We start from the raw sequence: 21,471 nt of genomic DNA, 5'->3' as shown, positions 1-21,471 counted from the left end.
GAAATCTTAAAGTCTCCCTAAAGGAAGAAAAAGGTTCCGGTCTTTTACGTTGCAATGTATTGTCTTGCAAAACCATACAGTGGATTTAAACGGAGACATCAAAGTTCCCGCCAACAGCAGGATTTACAGACAATTCCATGGCACGAATCAGGCTGTCACTCATACTCTGACTGACATCCAGCTGGTTACTCAGCATTGCAACTCCAATCGCTTCGCTGGTTGGAGTAGAGGCACTGTTGAGTGCGCTTAAAGCAGTATTGTTTAATGCTGCAATATCCATATCAGTCACATCCTTTCTGCTTTGATATGTACTTTCATTATGGCATGGCAGATTAGAAAAAGCAAGGAAACATTCATATATTTTGGAAAAGGTGGTATACTTATCCTGCTGAAGAAATGGAGGAACCATAACATGTATGATGTGATAATAATAGGAAGCGGTCCTGCGGGGCTGTCAGCAGCAATTTATGCAGGAAGAGCAAAATTTGATACACTTATAATAGAAGAAAAACCTATGAGTGGAGGCCAGATTGTCAATACCAGTGAGGTGGACAACTATCCGGGACTGCCGGGAGTTGGTGGATTTGAACTGGCGCAGAAGATGCGTGAACATGCCCAAAAGAGCGGTGTAACCTTTGCAAAGGAACAGGTCGTATCGGTGGAGGATAAGCAGGAAAAGAAACTTGTAACAACAAATCAGAAACAGTATGAAGCAAAAGCAGTAATCATTGCATCAGGAGCATCTTACCGGAAGCTTGGGGTACCGGGGGAGGAAAGACTTACCGGTATGGGAGTTTCGTATTGTGCTACCTGCGATGGAGCATTTTTCCGGAATCGGACTGTTGCGGTGGCAGGCGGTGGTGATGTTGCGTTAGAGGATGCCCTCTTTTTGGCAAGAGGTTGTGAAAAAGTATACCTCATTCACCGGAGAGACAGTTTCCGTGGCGCAAAAGTGTTGGCGGAGCAGGTGCAGACAAATGAAAAAATTGAAATATTATATGATACCGTAGTAGAGGAAATCTGCGGTGAAGGAATGGTAGAGAAAATCAAAATATTAAATAAGAAGACACAGGAAGAAAAAATGCTTCCGGTAAATGGCATTTTTATTGCTGTGGGAATGGCACCGAATACCGTAAAAGTAATACCGGATCTGGCATTGGATGATACAGGATATATCAAAGCCGGAGAGGATGGAAGGAGCAGTGTGCCTGGAATATATGCAGTGGGAGATGTCAGAACCAAGCAGCTGCGTCAGGTGGTAACTGCAGTAGCAGATGGCGCCAATGCCATTGCTTCTATGGAAAGTGATGGAGCAATTTCGTAAAAGAATGGAAAGAATGATGTAAAAAAAGCGGGAATTTTAGGTTGACATGATAGATTAGCTGCGCTATAATGACTCTGTAATAAATGTAATAAATTTGTAACAAATCGTTAGGTTTGGAGGTTTTTATGTATAAGAAAGCGTTAAGATTAACAGCCTGCGGACTCGCAAGCGCATTATTAATCACTGGAAGCAATACAACAACATATGCAGCACCAGTCGCAGGTGTTACTTCAGCAATGGAAGTGGGGGCTTCCAATGACACATTAGTAGCAGGTTTTTCTTTGACATTCAGCAATTATATGGCAAGCAGTGAGCTTGTAGCAAAGGCGAATGTGGCAACTGCACAGAATAATGACACACCTGTTGTTACAGAAGGGGATGCAGCACAGCAGGATACAGCAGAAGAGGCACAGCCGGCAGAAGAAGATCCGTTCGCAAATGTGGTAATTGCACAGGTTGATAACTATGTAAATATCAGAAGCGAAGCATCAGAAGACAGTGAGGTGCTTGGTAAGCTTTATAATAATTCAGCAGCAACCGTCCAGCAGACCGTAGATGGCTGGTATCAGATTACTTCTGGTACCGTTACCGGTTACGTTAAGAGTGAATATGTAGTAGTCGGCAACGAAGAACTGGCCCGTTCCGTCGGACGTCGTGTAGCAACTGTAAATGAAGATGCAGTTACTTTATTTGTGAGAACAGAGCCTTCTACCGATTCTAAGAAACTTGGAATGGTTGCAGGACTGGATGACTTGACAGTTACAGATGAGTCTGTAGATGGATGGGTAAAAGTTTCCATCGAAGAGGGCGAGGGATATGTATCCGCTGATTATGTAACATTATCTACTGAATTCGTTCAGGCAGAATCCAAAGAAGAAGAAGCCGCAAGACTTGCAAAAGAAGAGGCTGAAAGAAAAGCAGCAGAAGAAGCCGCAAAGAAAGCCGCAGAAAAATCTTCTAAGAGCAGCAGCTCATCCTCCAGTACATCTGGTGGTACATCTACATACAATGCACCATCCGGATCTGATGGAGCAGCAGTTGCAAACTTCGCAAGCCAGTTCGTTGGTAATCCATATGTAGCAGGTGGAACAAGCTTAACAAACGGAGCAGACTGTTCCGGATTTGTAATGAGTGTGTATGCACAGTTTGGAGTATCATTACCACATTCTTCAGGAGCAATGAGAGGCTGCGGATATGAAGTTGGTACAGACCAGATGCAGCCGGGCGATATCGTATGCTATAGCGGACATGTTGCAATTTATGTTGGTAACAACACAATCGTACATGCCAGCACACCATCTTCAGGAATCAAATTTACATCACCGATTGACTATAAGCCAGTTCTTTCCGTAAGACGTATTTTCTAGGATGTCCGGATTTGATTTACGCGAGTAGCGAGAAAAATCGCATGCTTGCATGCAGATTTGGCGAGCACCGCGATAACTCGAGAAACTCGCAAAGCGTGTTTCTCGTAGTTTATGGTAAAATTAAGGATGAAATAATATTGAAAAAGATAAACAGGGACTGTTGCGGTTGCAACAGTCCTTTTTTTACTTTACAGGAAATTGCTTTCCTGTAAAGTAAAAAACGTTCCGCGAGGATGCACACTGCAGGTAGACATTTGGAAAAAAGCAGATATAAAAATTTGATACGTTAATAAAAAATATTCTATTTTTATCTGGAAAAACTGCAATTATAATAAAATCAGCCAATAAAGTGGCGGAGGCGCATTATTATAGAATGAAAGGAAAGGCAGGTTACCACAGATGGAATATACAGCATCAGAACAAAGATATGAAACCATGAAATACAGAAGAGTAGGAAAGAGCGGATTGTTGTTTCCAATATTGTCCCTTGGTTTCTGGCATAATTTTGGAACCAATGATAATTATGAGAACATGAAGGCGATGTGTTTTACGGCATTTGACCATGGAATCACACAGTTTGACCTGGCAAATAATTATGGCCCGGAATATGGCAGTGCAGAGAGTAATCTTGGCAGGATCATGCGGGAAGAACTGCATGCCTACCGCGATGAATTGTTAATTACAACGAAAGCAGGTTTTGATATGTGGCCGGGACCTTATGGGGATCATGGCAGCAGGAAGTATCTGATTGCGAGCTTAGACCAGAGCTTAAAACGTATGGGACTTGAATATGTGGACATTTTTTATCATCACAGAATGGATCCGGATACGCCATTGGAAGAAACCATGCTGGCATTAGACCAGATTGTAAGAAGCGGAAAAGCACTATATGTAGGAATCTCTAATTACGATGGAGAATATATGAAACAGGCGGCTGAAATCTTAGAAGATTTAAAGTGCCCTTTTGTGATAAACCAGAACCGCTATAATATCTTTGACCGTACGGTAGAGAATAATGGCTTGTTAGAAGCTGCAAAAGAGAAGGGGAAAGGTGTGATTGCATTTTCTCCACTTGCACAGGGAATGCTGACGGATAAATATCTCAATGGAATCCCTGAGGACAGCCGGATTAAAAGAGATGGAAGATTCCTTCATGCATCCGACCTTACGGAAACAAGAATGCAGCAGATTAAGAGCCTGAATGAAATTGCAAAGCGCCGTGGACAGACACTGGCACAGATGGCATTAAGCTGGATATTAAGGGATGAGACGGTAGCAAGTGTTCTGATTGGCGCATCCCGTCCACAGCAGATATTAGATAATTTAAAGATTGTAGATGCACCGGCATTTACCACGGAAGAGTTAGAAGAAATCGAAGCTGTCTGCAGAGCCTGAATCCTGGACGCAGATGCAGTTTTAGAAAAAAGAATAGAAGGAATTGTTCATACAATTTTCTAATCAAAATAGTTATGTGAACGAATATGATATTATGTAAATATACATATGGGGAAGAGGGACTATTTTGAAAAGTGGAAAAGAAATTCATTTGACGGAAAAGAAGTGTAAATTGCAATCAGACAATTTTACACTTCTTTTTTGAAAATATACAATATGCACAAAAAAGAAAAGAACGTCGAAAAAAAGTGCTGGAAATTATAAAAAAGTCCCAAAAGTTATCCACATCGAAAAATGTGGAAATATCGAAAAAAAGGAGTTATACACCAAGTTATACACATTATCCACAGAAAAAAGGAGAAAAATATAGGTTTACATAGCAAAAAATAAGAACAGATGTTTTGTGAACAAATGATAAAGTTGATAACTTTTCAAAAAAATATACAAAATCTATTGACATTGCAATATTGAAAAAATCATATAAAATTGTCTGAAAATGTCAGTTTATTTACAAAGGTGTAAAAAGGCAATCGGAGAAAATAATTACAGAAAATTTGCACAATGGTTGAAAAAAACAGGAGCTTTTGCTATACTACTTGCATAAAAGCGCATGAAAATGCACAGAATAAGACAGGTGTAAGATGTTAAAGAAAATCGATATACTGGGAATAGAAGTAGATAATTATACAGTCCGTGAAGCAATGATGCAGGTAGAAAATTATCTGGATAACACGGTAATGAATACCATAGAGACCATAGATATGAAGATGCTAGAACTGGCAGGACGGGATGAAACAGTACGGGCGTGCATGGAACAGCTGGATCTTGCGGTAATCGGAGAGAAGGAGATTCTGATTGCGGCAGATGTTCATTCCAGCCAGCGGATCAGTGAGACAATCAATCATGATTTTTTCAGGGAATTCATCAAGCGGATTATCCGTAACCATAAGAGAGTATTTTTGTTGGCAGAAACCATTGCTCAGGAAGAACAGCTGGAGCATTTCCTTGTAGGAAAATACGAACAGATTGAGGTGGCAGGTCATTGTGCGATAGAGGAAAAGTCCAATGACTTTGAAAGTGTGGTAAATGAGATTAACAGTGCCAGTGCAGATGTTATTTTTTCCATTCTGCCGTCTCCGTTACAGGAACAGTTTTTGACAGAAAATAAAAGCAAACTGGATGCTAAAATATGGTATGGGTTGAGCAGTGATTATGCACCGCGTTCCCGTATCAGCAGAATATCCCAGATAGCGGGCAGATTGATTCATAAGAAGAAACTGCAGAGCAAATTACACAAATATAATAAAGATTAAAGGAAACGGATGGTTATGGGTCTGGGATATAAAAGACCGGCCATAGTGGATTATTTGTGTATGACAGCAGGAACCTGCCTTATGGGTATAGCAATTCAGTCCATCTATGACCCGGTAGGAATGGTTGTTGGTGGATTTACCGGAGTTGCAATTCTCATCAGACAACTGACAGTAAAATGGATTCCCGGAGGAATTCCGTTATGGTTTACGAACCTGGCGCTGAATCTTCCGGTTTTTTTATGCGCATGGAGAAGAAAGGGAAAGAAATTTTTGTGGCGGGCATTATATGGAATGGTAATGCTGTCTTTCTGGCTTCTGGTACTGCCTCACTGGAATATAGCCCAGGATGATTATATGCTGGCAGCTATTTATGGCGGATGCATCTCCGGAGCGGGAATCGGTCTGGTTCTGGTGACGAAGTCCTCTACTGGAGGGACAGATATGGTAGCCACTTTATTACAGCGTTTTCTTAAACAATATACCATTGCACAGATTATGCTGGTGTTAGATGGTATTATTGTGTTAAGCGGAATGTTTTTCTTTGGAGTAAAGCCGGCGTTATATGCTGTGGTGGCAATTTTTATAACAACGGAAGTATCGGATGCAATTATGGAAGGTATCAAATATTCCAAGGCGGCGTATATCATTACGGAAGATGCCGCTGAAGTGGCAGATGCACTGATGCACCGGATGAACCGCGGTGTTACGGCGATTCATGCAAAGGGAATGTATTCCGGAAATGAGAAGGACATACTCTTTTGTGCAGTGTCGAAAAAGGAAATTGTAGAGTTAAAAGAGATAGTAATGGAACTTGACTCGAAAGCTTTTGTAATTGTGACGGATGCCCGGGAAGTGCTGGGAGAAGGTTTTTTGGAATATTAGCATAAAAATATTCACATTTCCTCTTTATTTTTTTGACGTTTTGCATTAAAATAGGATTCAAAGAGTTTTATCTTTCACAAAAGGATGCGAATTTTTTGTGAAAGTTGTCCAGTAACTGGGGCGATATTGATAAGAGAAGGAGAAAAAAGTATGATTTCAAATCAGATACTTCAAAACACAATTGACGGTTTGAAAGGGATTACAAGAGTGGATATGTGCATTATCGATACTGAGGGGAAAGTATTGGCAACCACATTTCCCGATGCAGATAATTATATCAATCCTGCATTGGCATTTGTAGAATCTCCGGCAGACAGTCAGGTGATTCAGGGATGCCAGTTCTTTAAAGTTTTTGATGATCATCAGATAGAATATGTTTTACTGGCAAATGGTGACAGTGATGATGTGTATATGGTGGGAAAAATTGCTGGTTTCCAGATTCAGAATCTTCTGGTAGCATATAAGGAACGGTTTGATAAGGACAACTTTATTAAGAATCTTTTATTGGATAATCTTCTTTTAGTAGATATTTATAACCGTGCGAAGAAGCTTCATATTGAGACGGAAGTACGCCGCGTGGTATATGTTGTAGAAACCAACCGGGAAAAGGACGGAAATGAACTGGAAAAAGTACGCAGTATCTTTGGCGGCAAGTCCAAGGATTTTGTGACAGCGGTAGATGAGAAAAATATCATTGTGGTAAAAGAACTTGCAGAAAATGAGACCTATGAGGATTTGGAGAAAACGGCAGAAGTTATCTTAAATCTGTTCAAGGCAGATGAAGACTGCGAGGCTTATATCGCATATGGTACCGTAGTAAATGAGATTAAGGAAGTATCCCGTTCTTATAAAGAAGCCCGAATGGCATTGGATGTAGGAAAGATATTCTTTGAAGAGAAGAATATTATTGCGTATTCTGCACTGGGAATTGGACGTCTGATTTATCAGCTCCCGATTCCACTTTGCAAAATGTTTATCAAAGAGATTTTCGATGGAAAATCTCCGGATGATTTTGATGAAGAAACACTTACTACCATCAATAAATTCTTTGAAAACAGCCTGAACGTTTCAGAAACATCCAGACAGTTATACATACACAGAAATACACTGGTATACCGTCTGGATAAACTGCAGAAAAGTACAGGCTTAGATCTTCGGGTATTTGAAGATGCCATTACATTTAAAATTGCGTTAATGGTAGTAAAATACATGAAATATATGGAGACATTGGATTACTAAGCAGTAGTTTTAGGAGGAACACATGATTAAGCTTGAACATGTAAGCAAGTCATATTCGGCAGGAATACCGGCATTAAATGATATCAGTCTTAATATAGAAGAAGGGGAATTTGTTTTTATCGTTGGAAACAGCGGCTCCGGAAAGTCAACACTGATTAAATTATTGTTAAAAGAATTAGAGCCGACCAAAGGGGTTATTACGATTAACAACCGTAATTTAAATGCAATCCGGAGAAAACAGATACCGAAATATCGGCGTAATGTAGGTGTTGTGTTCCAGGATTTCCGCCTTTTAAAAGACAGAAATGTATATGAGAATGTAGCATTTGCCCAGAAGGTAATAGGTACTCCGGCAAGGCTCATAAGAAGCAGTGTACCGACCATGTTATCTATGGTAGGGCTGGCTGCCAAATATAAATCTTATCCAAAACAGTTGTCCGGTGGAGAACAGCAGAGGGTTGCCATTGCAAGAGCACTGGTAAATCAGCCGAAGATTCTTCTGGCAGATGAGCCGACCGGTAATCTTGATAACCATAATGCATGGGAAATCATGAAGCTCTTAGAGGAGATTAACCAGAAGGGAACGACAGTAGTCGTTGTTACACATAATCTTGAGATTGTCAAGGCAATGAAGAAACGTGTAATCACAATGAAGAAAGGCGTCATTATCAGTGACGAGAAAGGTGATTGCAGCGATGAGGATTAGTTCGTTTTTCTATTCAATAAAACAGGGTATCAAGAATATCTGGCGTAACAAAATGTTTTCAGTAGCATCTATTGCGACCATGTGTGCCTGTATCTTTTTGTTTGGACTTTTCTATTCGATTGTAGAAAACTTCCAGTCAATGGTAAAAGAGGCAGAGGAAGGCGTTGCAATATCTGTTTTCTTTAATGAGGGAATCTCGCAGGAACAGATAGATGAGATTGGTAATAAAATTGGTAAGCGTGTGGAAGTTGCCAGCTATGAATTTATTTCCGCAGATGAAGCGTGGGAAAGGTGTAAAGAGACATATTTTGGTGGTTCAGAAGAAGCAGCAGAGGGATTTGCGGAGAATCCACTTGCTAATTCTGCCAGTTATGAAATTTATATGAAAGATGTTTCCATGCAGGATGCACTGGTTACATATTTAGAGTCCTTAGATGGCGTAAGGGAAGTGCATCATTCTGCAGTGGTGGCAAATACATTGTCTGATTTTAATAAACTGATTGCGTATGTTTCCGGAGGCATTATCTTAATCCTGCTTGCGGTTGCTATCTTCTTAATCAGTAATACCGTTACAGTTGGCATTTCGGTACGAAGAGAAGAGATTGCGATTATGAAGCTGATTGGAGCTACGGATTCTTTTGTGCGGGCACCATTTGTAGTAGAGGGTGTGCTGATTGGGCTTCTGGGTTCTGCATTGCCACTGATTCTGCTTTACTTCATGTATGGCAAGATTATAGTATATGTAGCGGACAAATTCAGCTTTTTAGATAATATTATGAATTTTATTCCGGTTGCAGAACTGTTTCACAGTCTGGTTCCAATTTCACTGCTGTTGGGAGTGGGAATTGGATTTGTTGGCAGCCGGCTGACTATTAAGAAGCATTTGAAAGTATAAGGACAAAGGGTATCGCCTGTGTACTGGGGCAGTCACAGGGATACCCTGTTTTGAATATATAAAAGGTGATGAGAATAAGATGAAGATACGAAGAAAAGTAACAACCGCAATACTGACAGCTGTGATGTTACTTTCTCCGGTGATGGAGATATCTGCCAGCAGCCTGTCTGATGCACAGAAGGAAAAAGAAAATTTAGAGAAGCAGTTAGAGGAGGCCCAAGGTGTCATTGATGGGCTGAAAGATTCCAAGGCTGATATTCAGACGAAGGTAAAGGAATTAGATCAGCAGCTTACAAGCATTTCTCTTGAAATTACCAATACACAGGCACAGTTAGAGGAAAAGAGTGCCGAGATTACAGATACCCAGAGCGAATTAGAGGATGCCCAGGCGGATGTGGCAAGCCAGGCAGAAGCTATGAGCAAAAGGATTCAGTTCATGTATGAAAATAGTGGAAAAATGTCATATCTGGAAGCTTTTTTTCGATCCGGCAGTATGACAGAATTTTTGAATCAGGCAGAATATATCCGGCAGATTTCAGAATATGATAGAGATATGCTGCAGCAGTACAATGACAGTGTACAGACCGTGGCAGATGCCAAGGAACAGTTAGAACAGCAATATACAGAGCTGGAAGAATTGAAGGCACAGGTAGAATCCCAGCAGCAGACCGTGCAGGCTCTGATGGATGCCAAGGAAGACGAACTGGATAAGGTAAAGAGTGACATTACGGTGGCACAGTCGGATGCAGATGCAGTACAGGCAGAGATTGATGCACAGAATGAAATTATTGCGCAGATTCAGGCAGAGGAAGCCAGAAAAAAAGCGGAAGAAGAGAAACGAAGACAGGAAGCAGAGGAAAATGGAACTACTCCGGATACGACTCCCGGAGATGTATACGGTGGCGGGGCTTTTGTATGGCCGTGTCCGAGCAGTACCAGGGTAACCAGTGATTACGGAACGCGATTATCTCCGACCCAGGGAGCATCCTCTAATCATAAGGGACTGGATATTGGGGCAAGCTATGGTGCGAGTATTGTGGCGGCGGCAGATGGAACGGTTTCCTATGCAGGCTATAATAATGGAATGGGCAACTATGTAATGATCAGCCACGGCAGCGGGCTATATACAGTATATGGGCATGCTTCGGCACTTTTGGTATCCACCGGTGATAAAGTCACGGCGGGACAGACGATAGCCCAGGTAGGAAGTACCGGTATATCTACTGGAAATCATTTACATTTTGGCGTATCCTTAAATGGAAGCTATGTAAGCCCATGGAATTATCTGAGTAAATAGTAAAAGAGGAAGAAAGATGGACGAAATAAGGGAAGAGACAAATTCAGCAGAAGCAATCAGGCAGGAAATAAAGGAAAAGAGAAGAACTTACTGGCGTGGTGCGATTACCGGTGCTGCTTCGGTCATGGCGGTATTACTGATTGTATTATTGATTGGTATTTACAGTGGTGCTGTGGTAATTGGTGGAAAAGGTGGAACAGGAGGCAGCCAGACGGTAACAGCATCAGATGGTGATCTGCTTTCAAAGGATGTCATCAATAAGCTTGACAATCTGGCAGACCAGATTAATGCAGATTATTATGAAGATGTGGATCGGGAAGACTTGATTAACGGAATGTATAAAGGCTTGTTTGAGGGGATCGGAGACCCGTACAGTGAGTATTATACCCCGGAAGAATATGAAGATATCATGATATCCACCCATGCAAATTATTATGGAATCGGAGCAGGACTTACCCAGGATAAGAATACCATGGAAGTATCCGTTACCCATATTTATGATAATTCTCCGGCACAGGAAGCAGGATTAAAAGAAGGCGATAAGATAGTCAAGGTAGATGATATTGAAGCCACTTCTATGGAACTATCGGAACTGGTAACCAACATCCGTGGCGAAGAGGGAACCACCGTTCATCTGGTAATTGAAAGAGAAGGGGAATCAGAAAATCTGGAATTTGATGTGTCCCGTGCCAAAGTAGATATTCCAACAGTAGCTTATAAAATGTTAGAAAACAATATCGGATATATACAGGTATCTGAATTTGCAGAGAATACACCAACCCAGTTTTCGGATGCAATTACAGATTTACAGGGTCAGGGTATGGAGAAGCTGGTTATTGATTTACGTGATAATGGCGGCGGAATGGTAGTATCCTGTCAGCAGATGTTGGATATGATTCTTCCGGAAGGAACCGTTGTTTATACGGAAGATAAATATGGCAACCGTCAGGATTATACTTCTGATGCAGAGCATTATCTTGATATGCCGATTGCAGTATTAGTCAATGGCAATTCCGCCAGTGCATCCGAGATATTTGCAGGAGCCATCCGGGATTTTGATTATGGAACACTGATTGGAACCACAACCTTTGGAAAAGGCATTGTGCAGAATATCATGCAGTTAAAGGATGGCAGTGCCATTAAGCTTACGGTAGCAAAATATTATACACCAAACGGTGATAACATCCATGGAACCGGAATTACACCGGATGTTGAAATTGAATATGAGTACACCGGAGATACCGAGGGTACTTATGATGAGATGCAGGATAATCAGATATTAAAAGCCATTGAAGTATTGAACGGAGAAGAATAATGAAGATGAATGACGAAGAGAAGAAAAAACTTATCATTCGCTATGTGGTGGCAGTAATTCTTTTGGTAGTTACCATTCTCGTACTTAATGGGATGTATCAGGATGCGGAAGAGCATGACAATGCACAGAATACAGAAATTACAACAGAGATAAATCATGAGTGAATTAAATGAAAAGATTCGGCAGCAGTTAATGGAATGGGCAGAACCGGATTTTGGCACCTTTTCCGCCGGATTGATTCCGGGGGAAAAACATGTGCTTGGAGTAAGGCTGCCCTTACTTCGTTCTTATGCAAAAGAATTAGCAAAAGGAGACTGGCAGACTTACCTTTTACAGGCATCGGATGATTCCATGGAAGAGACCATGTTGCAGGGCATGACCTTAGGCTATGTGAAAAGTGATTTCGCAGGAATCCGTCCGTATCTTGATGCCTTTCTTCCAAAGATTAAGAACTGGTCGGTATGTGACAGCACCTGTGCAAGTTTAAAAATTGCCAGAAAAGAGCCGGAGGCAGTTTTAGAATATTTACTGCCTTATCTTCGCAGTGACGAAGAATTTTTCATCCGGTTTGGCGTTGTGATGTTATTAGATCATTTTATTATGGAAGACTATATCGACCTTGTCTTAGAAGAGGTGGATAAGATTCATCAGGAAGCCTATTATGTGAAAATGGCAGTAGCCTGGAATTTGTCCGTGTGTTTTGTGAAGTTCCGGGATAAAACACTTTCCTATCTCAGGACAAATCATCTGGATGACTGGACTTACAATAAGACGATACAGAAAATCAGGGAATCCTATCGCGTGACCAAAGAGGATAAGGAAATGCTCTTAAAAATGAAACGGAAAGCAGAAAAATAGACTTTTCAACCAATATTAAGGAAAATATAATTGATTCGAAGCCGGGAAACCACTATAATGTTTATAGTGGTTTTTCTTACTTTACAGGAAATTGCTTTCCTGTAAAGCGAAAAAACGCTCCGCGGGGATGCGCACTGCGGCGTATAAGGTAAATGTCGCAAGCGACCGCGCAGGCGCGAGAATGTGCCAAGGCACATTCTTTGTTATACAGAAAATCATAAGAATATAAGAAAGTTGGTGATACTGTGGTTGAATTGGACGCATACCGATACAAATTGGGAACCTATAAGGCTCCACTGCAGGAAGTGAGGGATTCACTTTGACTTAGCAGATAAGTCAAAAAAAATCGAAGAATTGGAACGGGAGATGGAAGCACCAGATTTCTGGAATGATGCAGAAGTGTCCCAGCAGAAGATGAAGGAGTTAAAAAGCTATAAGGATGACGTGGCAGTCTGTGCACAGCTGGAAGAGAAACTTTCCGACATTGAAACACTGATTGCGATGGGAGATGAAGAGAATGATGTTTCCCTGATTCCGGAAATCGAAGAAGAGATAAAGGAATACGAAGAAGCGTTTGAAAAGATTCGGATCAAAACCCTGTTATCCGGAGAATATGATAAAGACAATGCAATTGTATCCTTACATGCAGGAGCAGGCGGAACAGAATCCTGTGACTGGGCATCCATGCTATACCGTATGTATACAAGATGGGCATCCGATAAAGGATTTGCCATTGAAGTACTGGATTCCTTAGATGGAGATGAAGCAGGAATCAAATCCATTACCTTTCAGGTAAACGGAGAAAATGCTTACGGTTATCTGAAATCAGAAAAAGGCGTACACCGTCTGGTGCGGATTTCACCGTTTAATGCGGCAGGAAAGCGTCAGACCTCCTTTGTATCATGTGATGTGATGCCGGATATTGAAGAAGACATTGATATTGAAGTAAAGGATGAAGATATAAGGATTGATACCTACCGTTCCAGTGGAGCCGGTGGACAGCATATCAATAAGACATCTTCAGCAATCCGGATTACCCATTTTCCGACGGGAATTGTAGTAACCTGCCAGAATGAGCGTTCCCAGCACATGAATAAAGACAAGGCAATGCAGATGTTAAAATCCAAGCTATATTTATTGAAACAGCAGGAAAATGCAGATAAAGCAGCAGATATCCGTGGCGAAGTCACAGAAATTGGCTGGGGAAATCAGATACGCTCCTACGTATTGCAGCCGTATACTATGGTAAAAGATACCAGAACCGGCGTAGAGACGGGAAATACAGATGCAGTATTAGATGGAGATATTGATATTTTCATTAATGGATATTTAAAGTGGCTGTCACTGGGCTGTCCGGAGAAGATGGGAGAGTAAGATGGAAAAAGTAATCATACCACTGGTCATTATTCTTGTCATTGTGGGAGTGATAGCAGGCGTGTTTTTCTATGTGAAAAATAAAGTAAGAAAATTTTCGCAGGATCTCTTTGGAACAGATTCTTTAGTGGAAGGCTGGAAGAAACAGGAAGAGGAGCTGTCTGTGACACCATGTTCCGTATCCGGAATGACAAGATTATTAGAACCACAGATACAGCGGGATTTCCCGGAATTTAACTGGGTGCAGTTTAAAAATAAGGCAGAAGATGCATTGAAATTGTCATTGATGGCAATTTCCGCACATAGTATAGGAAGGGCAGAGAGCCTGTCGGAAGCACTTAAAGAAGAAGTGGCAGCAAGAATTGAGCAGAATCAGACAGCAGGTGTAAATGAGGTATATGAACGTATCCGTGTTCATCAGACTGAGATTGCCAGATATGAAAAACAAAAGGGAAAATGCATTATTACACTACAGAGTGCAGTGGAGCATATTCACTATAAAGAAAAAGACGGAAAACTGATTTCCGGTAAAAAAGATTTGTTAGAACAGACCAAGTACAACATGGAACTGATGTATATCCAGGATGAGAGCAAAGTCAGTGCTGATAAAGGGGTAGGACTTACCTGCCCGCACTGCGGTGCTCCGGTTACATCTCTTGGAGCGAAATACTGTGAGTTCTGTGGCAGTGAAGTAATACCAATCAATATGCAGGTTTGGTCTCTGCAGCATTTTTACGAAGTTACATACCAAAAGGTGTAATGAAAGTATATAACATAAGAAAACAGGAGGTTTGTTATGGGTTTAATTAAAGCAGTAGCACAGGCAGTTGGAGGAAGTTTTGCAGATCAGTGGTTAGAGGTAATCGAGCCGGATGATATGGGAGATCAGACCGTCTTTACCAGAGGTGTGTTGATTCGCCGTGGACAGAATACAAAGGGAACTGATGATACCGTATCTAATGGTTCCATCATCCATGTATATGATAATCAGTTTATGATGTTAGTAGATGGTGGAAAAATCGTAGACTATACTGCAGAGCCGGGATATTACAAAGTAGATAATTCTTCTTTGCCATCCCTGTTTAACGGACAGTTAAAGGATACTTTAAAAGATTCCTTCGCACGTATCAAATTTGGTGGTCAGACACCGGATAAACAGAAGGTATTCTTTATAAATCTTCAGGAAATCAAGGGAATCAAATTCGGAACAAGAAATCCAATCAACTATTTTGATAATTTCTACAATGCAGAATTGTTCCTGCGTGCACACGGAACTTATTCCATTAAGATTGTAGACCCGATTCGTTTCTATGCAGAAGCAATTCCAAGAAACAAAGACAGGGTAGAAATCACAGATATCAATGAACAGTATATCTCTGAATTCTTAGAAGCATTACAGACATCCATCAATCAGTTATCTGCAGATGGTGTCCGCATTTCCTATGTATCATCCAAGGGACGCGAGCTGAGTAAATACATGTCAGAAACTCTTGATGAGGAATGGAACCAGATGCGTGGTATGGAGATTCAGGCAGTAGGTATTGCAAGCATCTCTTACGACGAGGAATCCACTAACCTTATCAATCTGCGTAACAAAGGTGCAATGATGGGTAGTGACCCGAATGTAATGCGTGGTATTGCTGTTGGAAATATTACGGAAGGTATCCGTGATGCAGGTTCTAATGCAGCAGGTGCAATGACCGGATTTATGGGTGTTGGAATGGGAATGAATGCATTCAACAGCAGCATGGACAGCTTAAATCAGATGACTGCAGGCATGCAGCAGAATCAGCAGATGAATAATGGAACACAGATGGCAGGCGGAGCAGCAGGCGTGCAGCAGGCAGCACCGGCTCAACAGGCAGCTCCGGCACAGCAGGCAGCAGCACCGGCAGGCAATGAGTGGACCTGTGAATGCGGAACAACAAATACCGGAAAATTCTGCTGTAACTGTGGAAAACCGGCTCCTGCACCGGCAGTAAAGACAGACTGGACCTGTGAGTGTGGAGCGGTAAATACCGGAAAATTCTGTACTAACTGCGGAAAACCGGCTCCGGCAGCAGACTGGACCTGCGAATGTGGAGCAGTAAATACCGGAAAATTCTGCAGCAATTGTGGAAAACAGAGACCATAAGGGAGGAAGGAGCACTGCATGTCAGTAATTAGTTTTAAGTGCCCGAATTGTGATGGCGAACTGATTTTTGACCCTGCTTCCGGCGCATATAAATGCGAATATTGTGGCTCAAAATTTACACAGGAAGAACTGGATGCCATGAAGCCGGCGGAGGAACAGGAAAAACCTGCCGGCAGCATGGATGGAAGCCAGGCTCCTGAGAATACAGACGGAACACAGGAAGAGAAGAAGACAGAGGAAGAAGCAGTCATTTATACCTGCCCGAGCTGTGGTGCGCAGATTGTAACAGATGCAACCACGGCGGCAACCTTCTGCTATTATTGCCACAATCCGGTAGTGCTTTCCGGAAGATTATCCGGAAACTATATGCCGAATAAGGTCATTCCGTTTGCAATTGACCGTAAAGAAGCAGAAAAACGTTTTATGGAATATGTAGGCAGGAAAAAGTTTGTTCCAAAGGCATTTTTCAATAAGAAACAAATTGATAAATTATCCGGTGTATACTTTCCGTTCTGGATTTATGATACCAGGATGAACGGTAATCTTTCGGCAGAGGCAACCCGTGTCCGGGTATGGCGTTCCGGAGATGAAGAATATACCGAGACAAAATTCTATGAAGTAGAACGTGGCGGAGATGTATCTCTTTCCAATCTGGAACTGAATGCATTACAGAAAGCTAACAAAGAGCTGGTAGAGGGTGTACTGCCATATCAGTTTGACAAGATGAAGGATTTCTCCATGGGGTATCTTTCCGGCTTCCAGGCAGAGAAGCGTGATATTGAAAAAGAAGGCGTAGCCGAGGAAGCAAGACGAGAGACAAAGGATTATGCAACCAGGCTCTTGCGGGAAAGCGTATCCGGCTACGACGGTGTGAAGGTACATAACTGCGGATTTTCTAATGGCAGTGAGAACTGGAATTATGTGCTTCTTCCAATCTGGACCATCACCTATCGTGCCAATAACGGCAAGATGTATTACTATTCCATGAATGGACAGACCGGAAAAGTATGTGGAGAACTTCCGGTAGATTATAAGAAGCTGACTCTGGTTAGTGGAATCATATCAGCAGCAGTGCTGGTACTTGGATTGTTAGGAGGGCTGCTGATATGGTAAAGAAAAAGATAATCGTACCATTACTGCTTTTATGCAGTATGTTATTTGCTGTTCCTGTTATGGCATCAGAGCCAAAAGCAGCTTTCGTCTATGATGATGCAGAGCTTTTTGACCAGAGTGAAGCAGATTCCATCAGTGAAAAAATCAGCGATTTTTCCAGTGAGACCGGCTGGGAAATTTATGCATTTACCACAGAGGATGCGCAGGGGTATACTTCCCAGGAGTATGGAGAGAATACCTTTGACCAGTATGCCACCGGCATGGATGGCGTTGCTTTTGTCATTGACATGGATAACCGTGAAATCGCAGTGGTTCATTTTGGAGAAGCAAACCGCTATTATACGGATGAAAGAGTAGAAAGTATTCTGGATGAAGGCTTCAATTATATGGGAGATGCAGAGTATGCAGATGCCATGGAGGCAATGATTGATGAGGCAGAATATTATTACGGACAGGGTGTGCCTTCTGGTCAGTATAATTACGATGAAGAAACCGGGGAATATGATTACTACGAGAAAAATACGCTGACCTGGTTTGAAATCCTGATTACCTTACTGGTGGCATTGGGTATCGGTGGTGCATTCTGTGGAATCACCATTGGAAAATATCGCCTGCATTTTGATAAGTACAAATATGATTATCACAAGAACAGCCATGTAAATCTTACAAACAGTACTGACCGTTTTGTAAATCAGGTAGTAACCCATCGTCATATCCAGAGGGAATCTTCTGGTGGTGGAAGTGGTTCCGGCAGAACAACAGTACATACCGGAGCAGGAGGACGAAGCACCGGAGGCGGAAGCCGTAAATTCTAAGAGCTTTCGGATAAGGAAAGCAAATATAAAAATTCGTCAATTTACCCATATGGAATCCGAAAAAGGTTCCATATGGGTACTTTTGTATAAAAAAGAGAAATTTACTTGTAATGGCTGTATATATGTGCTATCATCTTTCTGGTGAAAACAGTTGTGTTTGTACCACAAACAGTCGGAGGGGAATATGGCAGAGAATACGAAGTATTTTGTGTTGAAAGAGAAGGCTGTACCGGAGGTATTGCTGAAAGTAGTGGAAGCGAAACGTCTTTTAGAATCCGGACGTGTAACATCTGTACAGGAAGCAGCCGAGCAGGTAGATATCAGCCGGAGTTCATTTTATAAGTATAAAGATGATATTTTTCCATTTCACGACAATGCGAAGGGGAGAACAATTACGATGGTAATCCAGCTGGATGATACGCCGGGATTATTATCAACCGTTTTGAATATTGTGGCAGAGTTTCATGCCAACATATTAACTATCCACCAGTCCATACCGGTAAACGGGATTGCATCCCTGACACTGAGTATTGATATTCTGCCGGAGACAGGAGATTTGTCACAGATGGTAGATAAGATTGAAGGACAGGATGGAATACATTATCTGAAAATATTAGCCAGGGAGTGAAACAACAATGAAAGCAGCAGTAATGGGATATGGAACAATTGGTTCCGGAGTAGTAGAAGTATTGAACATTAATCATGACAGCATTACAAAACGTGCAGGCGAAGCAATCGAAGTAAAATATGTTTTGGATTTACGGGATTTCCCGGGAGACCCGATTCAGAATAAAATCGTGCATGATTACAAAGTAATTGCAGAAGACCCTGAAATTGGCATGGTAGTTGAGACAATGGGCGGTGTAGAACCGGCATATACTTTTGTCCGTGCCATGTTAGAGGCAGGAAAGCATGTAACAACTTCAAATAAGGCATTAGTAGCAGAGAAAGGTGCAGAACTGATTGCACTTGCCAAAGAGAAAAATGTGAATTTCCTGTTTGAAGCCAGCGTAGGAGGCGGTATCCCGATTATCCGCCCATTAAATTCCTGCCTGACTGCAGATGTAATCGAAGAGATTACCGGTATTTTAAATGGAACTACCAACTATATGCTTACCAAGATGAGCGTAGAGGGTTCTGAATTTGCAGATGTATTAAAGGATGCACAGGATAAAGGATATGCAGAGAAAGATCCGACTGCCGATGTAGAAGGCTTTGATGCATGCCGTAAGATTGCAATCTTAACCTCTTTAGTATGCGGACAACAGGTAGACTTCAGTGACATTCATACGGAAGGAATTACCAAAATCAGTGCAACAGATATCAAATATGCAAAAGCAATGGGTAAAGCCATTAAATTACTGGCAACCAGCCGTAAAGTAGGAGACAGCTATTGTGCAATGGTATCTCCATGTATGCTTCCACAGGAGCATCCACTGTATCCGGTGAATGATGTATTTAATGCAATTTTTGTACATGGTAATGTATTAGGAGATGCAATGTTCTACGGAAGTGGAGCAGGAAAACTTCCAACCGCCAGTGCTGTTGTGGCTGATATGGTTGAAATTGCAAAATTCAAAGACACCAACCTTCCAATGGAATGGAGACCGGAGAAATTAGAGCTTGCAGATTATAAGATGGTAACCAACCGTTTCTTTGTCCGTACCAAAGCAGACGAAGCAGCAGTAAAGAATGCATTCGGAGCAGTTGAGTTCGTTGCAGCAGAAGGTGTAAACGGAGAACTTGGATTTGTAACAGAAGAAATGACAGAAGCAGCATATGAAGAGAAAGCAGCAAAACTTGCTGATATTCTTCAGATGATTCGTGTAAAATAGTTGCGAAAAACCCTCCTGGAAATTATAATTGTACTAAGGGTATAAATATAATTTCAGGAGGGTATTTTTATGTCAAAATTTATTATGGCGTTAGACGCCGGAACCACCAGCAACCGGTGTATTCTCTTTAATGAAGACGGTGAAATCTGCAGTATGGCACAAAAAGAATTCCGTCAGATGTTTCCGAATCCAGGATGGGTAGAACATGATGCCAATGAGATATGGTCGACGCAGCTTGGGGTAGCAGTAGAGGCAATGTCTAAGATTGGTGCTACGGCAGCAGATATTGCAGCCATTGGAATCACCAACCAGAGAGAGACGGCAATTGTATGGAACAAAGAGACCGGAGAGCCGGTTTATAATGCGATAGTCTGGCAGTGCCGCCGGACCGCTGATATTGCAGATGCGTTAAAGAAAAAAGGATTGGAAGATTCCTATCGTAAGAAAACAGGATTGATTATTGATGCCTATTTTTCGGCAACGAAAATCAAGTGGATTTTAGATAATGTGAAGGGTGCAAGGAAATTAGCGGAAGAAGGAAAGCTGCTCTTTGGAACGGTAGAGACCTGGCTGATCTGGAAACTGACGAAAGGGGAAGCACATGTAACCGATTATTCCAATGCGTCAAGAACCATGCTTTTTAATATAAACACATTAACCTGGGATAAAGATATTCTGGCAGAGCTTGATATTCCGGAGAGCATGCTGCCAAAGCCGATGCCGTCAAGCTGTGTATATGGTTATACAGACCCGGCATATTTTGGAAGTGCGATACCGATTGCCGGTGCAGCAGGAGACCAGCAGGCAGCTTTGTTCGGACAGACCTGCTTTTCCGAAGGAGAAGCGAAGAATACATATGGTACAGGCTGTTTCCTTTTGATGAATACAGGAGAACGTCCGGTATTTTCAGAAAACGGACTGGTCACCACCATTGCCTGGGGGCTGGATGGCAAAGTAAATTATGCACTGGAAGGCTCTATCTTTGTGGCAGGTGCGGCAATCCAGTGGCTGCGTGATGGTATGCGTCTCATTGACTCCGCATCGGATTCAGAGTATATGGCGACCAAAGTAAAAGGAACTCATGGCTGTTATGTGGTTCCGGCATTTACCGGACTGGGTGCACCATATTGGGATCAGTATGCAAGAGGAACAATTGTAGGAATTACCAGAGGAACCAATAAGAATCATATCATCCGGGCAACTCTGGAATCTATTGCTTATCAGGTGGAAGGAGTTATCTCTGCCATGGAAGCGGATGCTGGAATCGAAATCCGTTCCTTAAATGTAGATGGAGGAGCCAGTGCTAATAATTTCCTGATGCAGTTCCAGTCAGACATGATACAGGCACCGGTCAATCGTCCGGCATGTGTAGAGACAACAGCAAAAGGTGCAGCATATCTGGCAGGACTTGCAGTAGGCTACTGGAAGACCAAAGAAGATGTGATAAAGAACCAGCAGATAGAGCGGGTATTCCATCCACAGATGGAAGAGGAAGAGAGACAGAAGAAATTAAAAGGCTGGAAGAAGGCAGTAAAATATGCCTTTGGATGGGCAAAAGATACAGAAGAAGAGGAAGAGGCGTAAGCCACTTCCCGGTTTTGATATATGA

At 42.0% G+C, this 21,471-nt stretch carries 21 protein-coding genes; 20 read left to right on the top strand and 1 reads right to left on the bottom strand.

Annotated elements, in window-relative coordinates:
• Positions 1–85: 85 nt before the first annotated feature.
• Positions 86–280, bottom strand: coding sequence for a YjfB family protein (locus OCV43_RS12770; RefSeq protein ID WP_022243568.1), 195 nt, complete (start codon positions 278–280; stop codon positions 86–88).
• Positions 281–412: 132 nt separating this feature from the next.
• On the opposite strand from OCV43_RS12770, the gene trxB reads away from it, so the two are divergent.
• From trxB to glpK, 20 genes are all read left to right on the top strand, one after another.
• Positions 413–1,324 (top strand): thioredoxin-disulfide reductase, encoded by a 912-nt coding sequence (trxB, locus tag OCV43_RS12765; protein ID WP_416906632.1) that lies wholly within the window; start codon positions 413–415, stop codon positions 1,322–1,324.
• Between the two features lie 125 nt (positions 1,325–1,449).
• On the top strand, positions 1,450–2,691 hold the full coding sequence (locus OCV43_RS12760; RefSeq protein ID WP_262624268.1) for a C40 family peptidase: 1,242 nt from the start codon (positions 1,450–1,452) through the stop codon (positions 2,689–2,691).
• A gap of 399 nt (positions 2,692–3,090) precedes the next feature.
• Complete coding sequence (gene mgrA / locus OCV43_RS12755; RefSeq protein ID WP_262624267.1) at positions 3,091–4,086, top strand: L-glyceraldehyde 3-phosphate reductase; 996 nt, start codon at positions 3,091–3,093, stop codon at positions 4,084–4,086.
• Positions 4,087–4,727: 641 nt separating this feature from the next.
• Positions 4,728–5,399, top strand: coding sequence for a WecB/TagA/CpsF family glycosyltransferase (locus OCV43_RS12750; RefSeq protein ID WP_022243564.1), 672 nt, complete (start codon positions 4,728–4,730; stop codon positions 5,397–5,399).
• Between the two features lie 9 nt (positions 5,400–5,408).
• Positions 5,409–6,281: a YitT family protein gene (locus OCV43_RS12745; protein WP_022243563.1), complete on the top strand. Its 873-nt coding sequence runs from the start codon at positions 5,409–5,411 to the stop codon at positions 6,279–6,281.
• Between the two features lie 150 nt (positions 6,282–6,431).
• On the top strand, positions 6,432–7,520 hold the full coding sequence (locus OCV43_RS12740) for a PucR family transcriptional regulator (RefSeq protein ID WP_117696702.1): 1,089 nt from the start codon (positions 6,432–6,434) through the stop codon (positions 7,518–7,520).
• A 22-nt stretch (positions 7,521–7,542) separates the two neighbouring features.
• The gene (gene ftsE, locus OCV43_RS12735) at positions 7,543–8,226 is read left to right on the top strand and encodes a cell division ATP-binding protein FtsE (RefSeq protein ID WP_022243561.1); all 684 of its coding nucleotides are present in this window, start codon (positions 7,543–7,545) and stop codon (positions 8,224–8,226) included.
• Entirely contained in the window at positions 8,216–9,121 is a 906-nt protein-coding gene (gene ftsX / locus OCV43_RS12730; protein WP_262624266.1) for a permease-like cell division protein FtsX, read from the top strand. The genes ftsE and ftsX overlap by 11 nt, the downstream gene beginning before the upstream one ends.
• Positions 9,122–9,200: 79 nt before the next feature.
• Positions 9,201–10,418, top strand: coding sequence for a murein hydrolase activator EnvC family protein (locus tag OCV43_RS12725; protein ID WP_022243559.1), 1,218 nt, complete (start codon positions 9,201–9,203; stop codon positions 10,416–10,418).
• 16 nt (positions 10,419–10,434) lie between these two features.
• Positions 10,435–11,733 (top strand): S41 family peptidase, encoded by a 1,299-nt coding sequence (locus OCV43_RS12720; RefSeq protein ID WP_262624265.1) that lies wholly within the window; start codon positions 10,435–10,437, stop codon positions 11,731–11,733.
• Positions 11,733–11,897, top strand: coding sequence for a hypothetical protein (locus tag OCV43_RS12715; protein ID WP_262624264.1), 165 nt, complete (start codon positions 11,733–11,735; stop codon positions 11,895–11,897). The genes OCV43_RS12720 and OCV43_RS12715 overlap by 1 nt, the downstream gene beginning before the upstream one ends.
• Positions 11,890–12,591, top strand: a complete 702-nt coding sequence (locus tag OCV43_RS12710; protein WP_022243556.1) for a DNA alkylation repair protein — start codon at positions 11,890–11,892, stop codon at positions 12,589–12,591. Before OCV43_RS12715 ends, OCV43_RS12710 begins: the two co-directional genes overlap by 8 nt.
• A gap of 245 nt (positions 12,592–12,836) precedes the next feature.
• A protein-coding gene (gene prfB / locus OCV43_RS12705; protein ID WP_416906631.1) for a peptide chain release factor 2 occupies positions 12,837–13,965 on the top strand; the annotation gives its coding sequence in 2 pieces (ribosomal slippage) (positions 12,837–12,899 and positions 12,901–13,965; 1,128 coding nt in all).
• A 1-nt stretch (position 13,966) separates the two neighbouring features.
• Positions 13,967–14,725, top strand: coding sequence for a TIM44-like domain-containing protein (locus OCV43_RS12700; protein ID WP_022243554.1), 759 nt, complete (start codon positions 13,967–13,969; stop codon positions 14,723–14,725).
• 36 nt (positions 14,726–14,761) lie between these two features.
• Positions 14,762–16,099 carry an SPFH domain-containing protein gene (locus tag OCV43_RS12695; RefSeq protein WP_262624263.1) on the top strand — a complete coding sequence of 446 codons (1,338 nt, stop codon included), beginning with the start codon at positions 14,762–14,764 and terminating at the stop codon, positions 16,097–16,099.
• An 18-nt stretch (positions 16,100–16,117) separates the two neighbouring features.
• Positions 16,118–17,212 carry a TFIIB-type zinc ribbon-containing protein gene (locus OCV43_RS12690; protein WP_022243552.1) on the top strand — a complete coding sequence of 365 codons (1,095 nt, stop codon included), beginning with the start codon at positions 16,118–16,120 and terminating at the stop codon, positions 17,210–17,212.
• Positions 17,206–18,027 carry a TPM domain-containing protein gene (locus OCV43_RS12685; RefSeq protein ID WP_262624261.1) on the top strand — a complete coding sequence of 274 codons (822 nt, stop codon included), beginning with the start codon at positions 17,206–17,208 and terminating at the stop codon, positions 18,025–18,027. Before OCV43_RS12690 ends, OCV43_RS12685 begins: the two co-directional genes overlap by 7 nt.
• Before the next feature lie 184 nt (positions 18,028–18,211).
• On the top strand, positions 18,212–18,655 hold the full coding sequence (locus tag OCV43_RS12680) for an ACT domain-containing protein (protein ID WP_022243550.1): 444 nt from the start codon (positions 18,212–18,214) through the stop codon (positions 18,653–18,655).
• 7 nt (positions 18,656–18,662) lie between these two features.
• Positions 18,663–19,862 (top strand): homoserine dehydrogenase, encoded by a 1,200-nt coding sequence (locus OCV43_RS12675; RefSeq protein ID WP_262624260.1) that lies wholly within the window; start codon positions 18,663–18,665, stop codon positions 19,860–19,862.
• Positions 19,863–19,931: 69 nt separating this feature from the next.
• A complete protein-coding gene (glpK, locus tag OCV43_RS12670; RefSeq protein WP_262624259.1) occupies positions 19,932–21,446 on the top strand; it encodes a glycerol kinase GlpK in 1,515 nt (504 codons plus the stop codon).
• Positions 21,447–21,471 lie beyond the last annotated feature (25 nt).

It is taken from the genome of Roseburia amylophila, from assembly GCF_025567465.1.
Taxonomy (GTDB): Bacteria; Bacillota; Clostridia; order Lachnospirales; family Lachnospiraceae; genus Roseburia_C; species Roseburia_C amylophila.
The sequence above is the reverse complement of the archived record's forward strand: the minus strand, read 5'-3'. Positions and strand labels throughout refer to the sequence as shown.

Coding starts and splice junctions, on each gene's coding strand:
- ftsX (WP_262624266.1), top strand. CDS start 8,216: ATGAGGATTAGTTCGTTTTTCTATTCAATAAAACAGGGTATCAAGAAT.
- trxB (WP_416906632.1), top strand. CDS start 413: ATGTATGATGTGATAATAATAGGAAGCGGTCCTGCGGGGCTGTCAGCA.
- OCV43_RS12760 (WP_262624268.1), top strand. CDS start 1,450: ATGTATAAGAAAGCGTTAAGATTAACAGCCTGCGGACTCGCAAGCGCA.
- OCV43_RS12745 (WP_022243563.1), top strand. CDS start 5,409: ATGGTTATGGGTCTGGGATATAAAAGACCGGCCATAGTGGATTATTTG.
- OCV43_RS12710 (WP_022243556.1), top strand. CDS start 11,890: ATGAGTGAATTAAATGAAAAGATTCGGCAGCAGTTAATGGAATGGGCA.
- OCV43_RS12680 (WP_022243550.1), top strand. CDS start 18,212: ATGGCAGAGAATACGAAGTATTTTGTGTTGAAAGAGAAGGCTGTACCG.
- OCV43_RS12690 (WP_022243552.1), top strand. CDS start 16,118: ATGTCAGTAATTAGTTTTAAGTGCCCGAATTGTGATGGCGAACTGATT.
- glpK (WP_262624259.1), top strand. CDS start 19,932: ATGTCAAAATTTATTATGGCGTTAGACGCCGGAACCACCAGCAACCGG.
- OCV43_RS12700 (WP_022243554.1), top strand. CDS start 13,967: ATGGAAAAAGTAATCATACCACTGGTCATTATTCTTGTCATTGTGGGA.
- OCV43_RS12770 (WP_022243568.1), bottom strand. CDS start 280: ATGGATATTGCAGCATTAAACAATACTGCTTTAAGCGCACTCAACAGT.
- OCV43_RS12715 (WP_262624264.1), top strand. CDS start 11,733: ATGAAGATGAATGACGAAGAGAAGAAAAAACTTATCATTCGCTATGTG.
- OCV43_RS12750 (WP_022243564.1), top strand. CDS start 4,728: ATGTTAAAGAAAATCGATATACTGGGAATAGAAGTAGATAATTATACA.
- OCV43_RS12740 (WP_117696702.1), top strand. CDS start 6,432: ATGATTTCAAATCAGATACTTCAAAACACAATTGACGGTTTGAAAGGG.
- OCV43_RS12675 (WP_262624260.1), top strand. CDS start 18,663: ATGAAAGCAGCAGTAATGGGATATGGAACAATTGGTTCCGGAGTAGTA.
- mgrA (WP_262624267.1), top strand. CDS start 3,091: ATGGAATATACAGCATCAGAACAAAGATATGAAACCATGAAATACAGA.
- OCV43_RS12685 (WP_262624261.1), top strand. CDS start 17,206: ATGGTAAAGAAAAAGATAATCGTACCATTACTGCTTTTATGCAGTATG.
- ftsE (WP_022243561.1), top strand. CDS start 7,543: ATGATTAAGCTTGAACATGTAAGCAAGTCATATTCGGCAGGAATACCG.
- OCV43_RS12720 (WP_262624265.1), top strand. CDS start 10,435: ATGGACGAAATAAGGGAAGAGACAAATTCAGCAGAAGCAATCAGGCAG.
- OCV43_RS12695 (WP_262624263.1), top strand. CDS start 14,762: ATGGGTTTAATTAAAGCAGTAGCACAGGCAGTTGGAGGAAGTTTTGCA.
- OCV43_RS12725 (WP_022243559.1), top strand. CDS start 9,201: ATGAAGATACGAAGAAAAGTAACAACCGCAATACTGACAGCTGTGATG.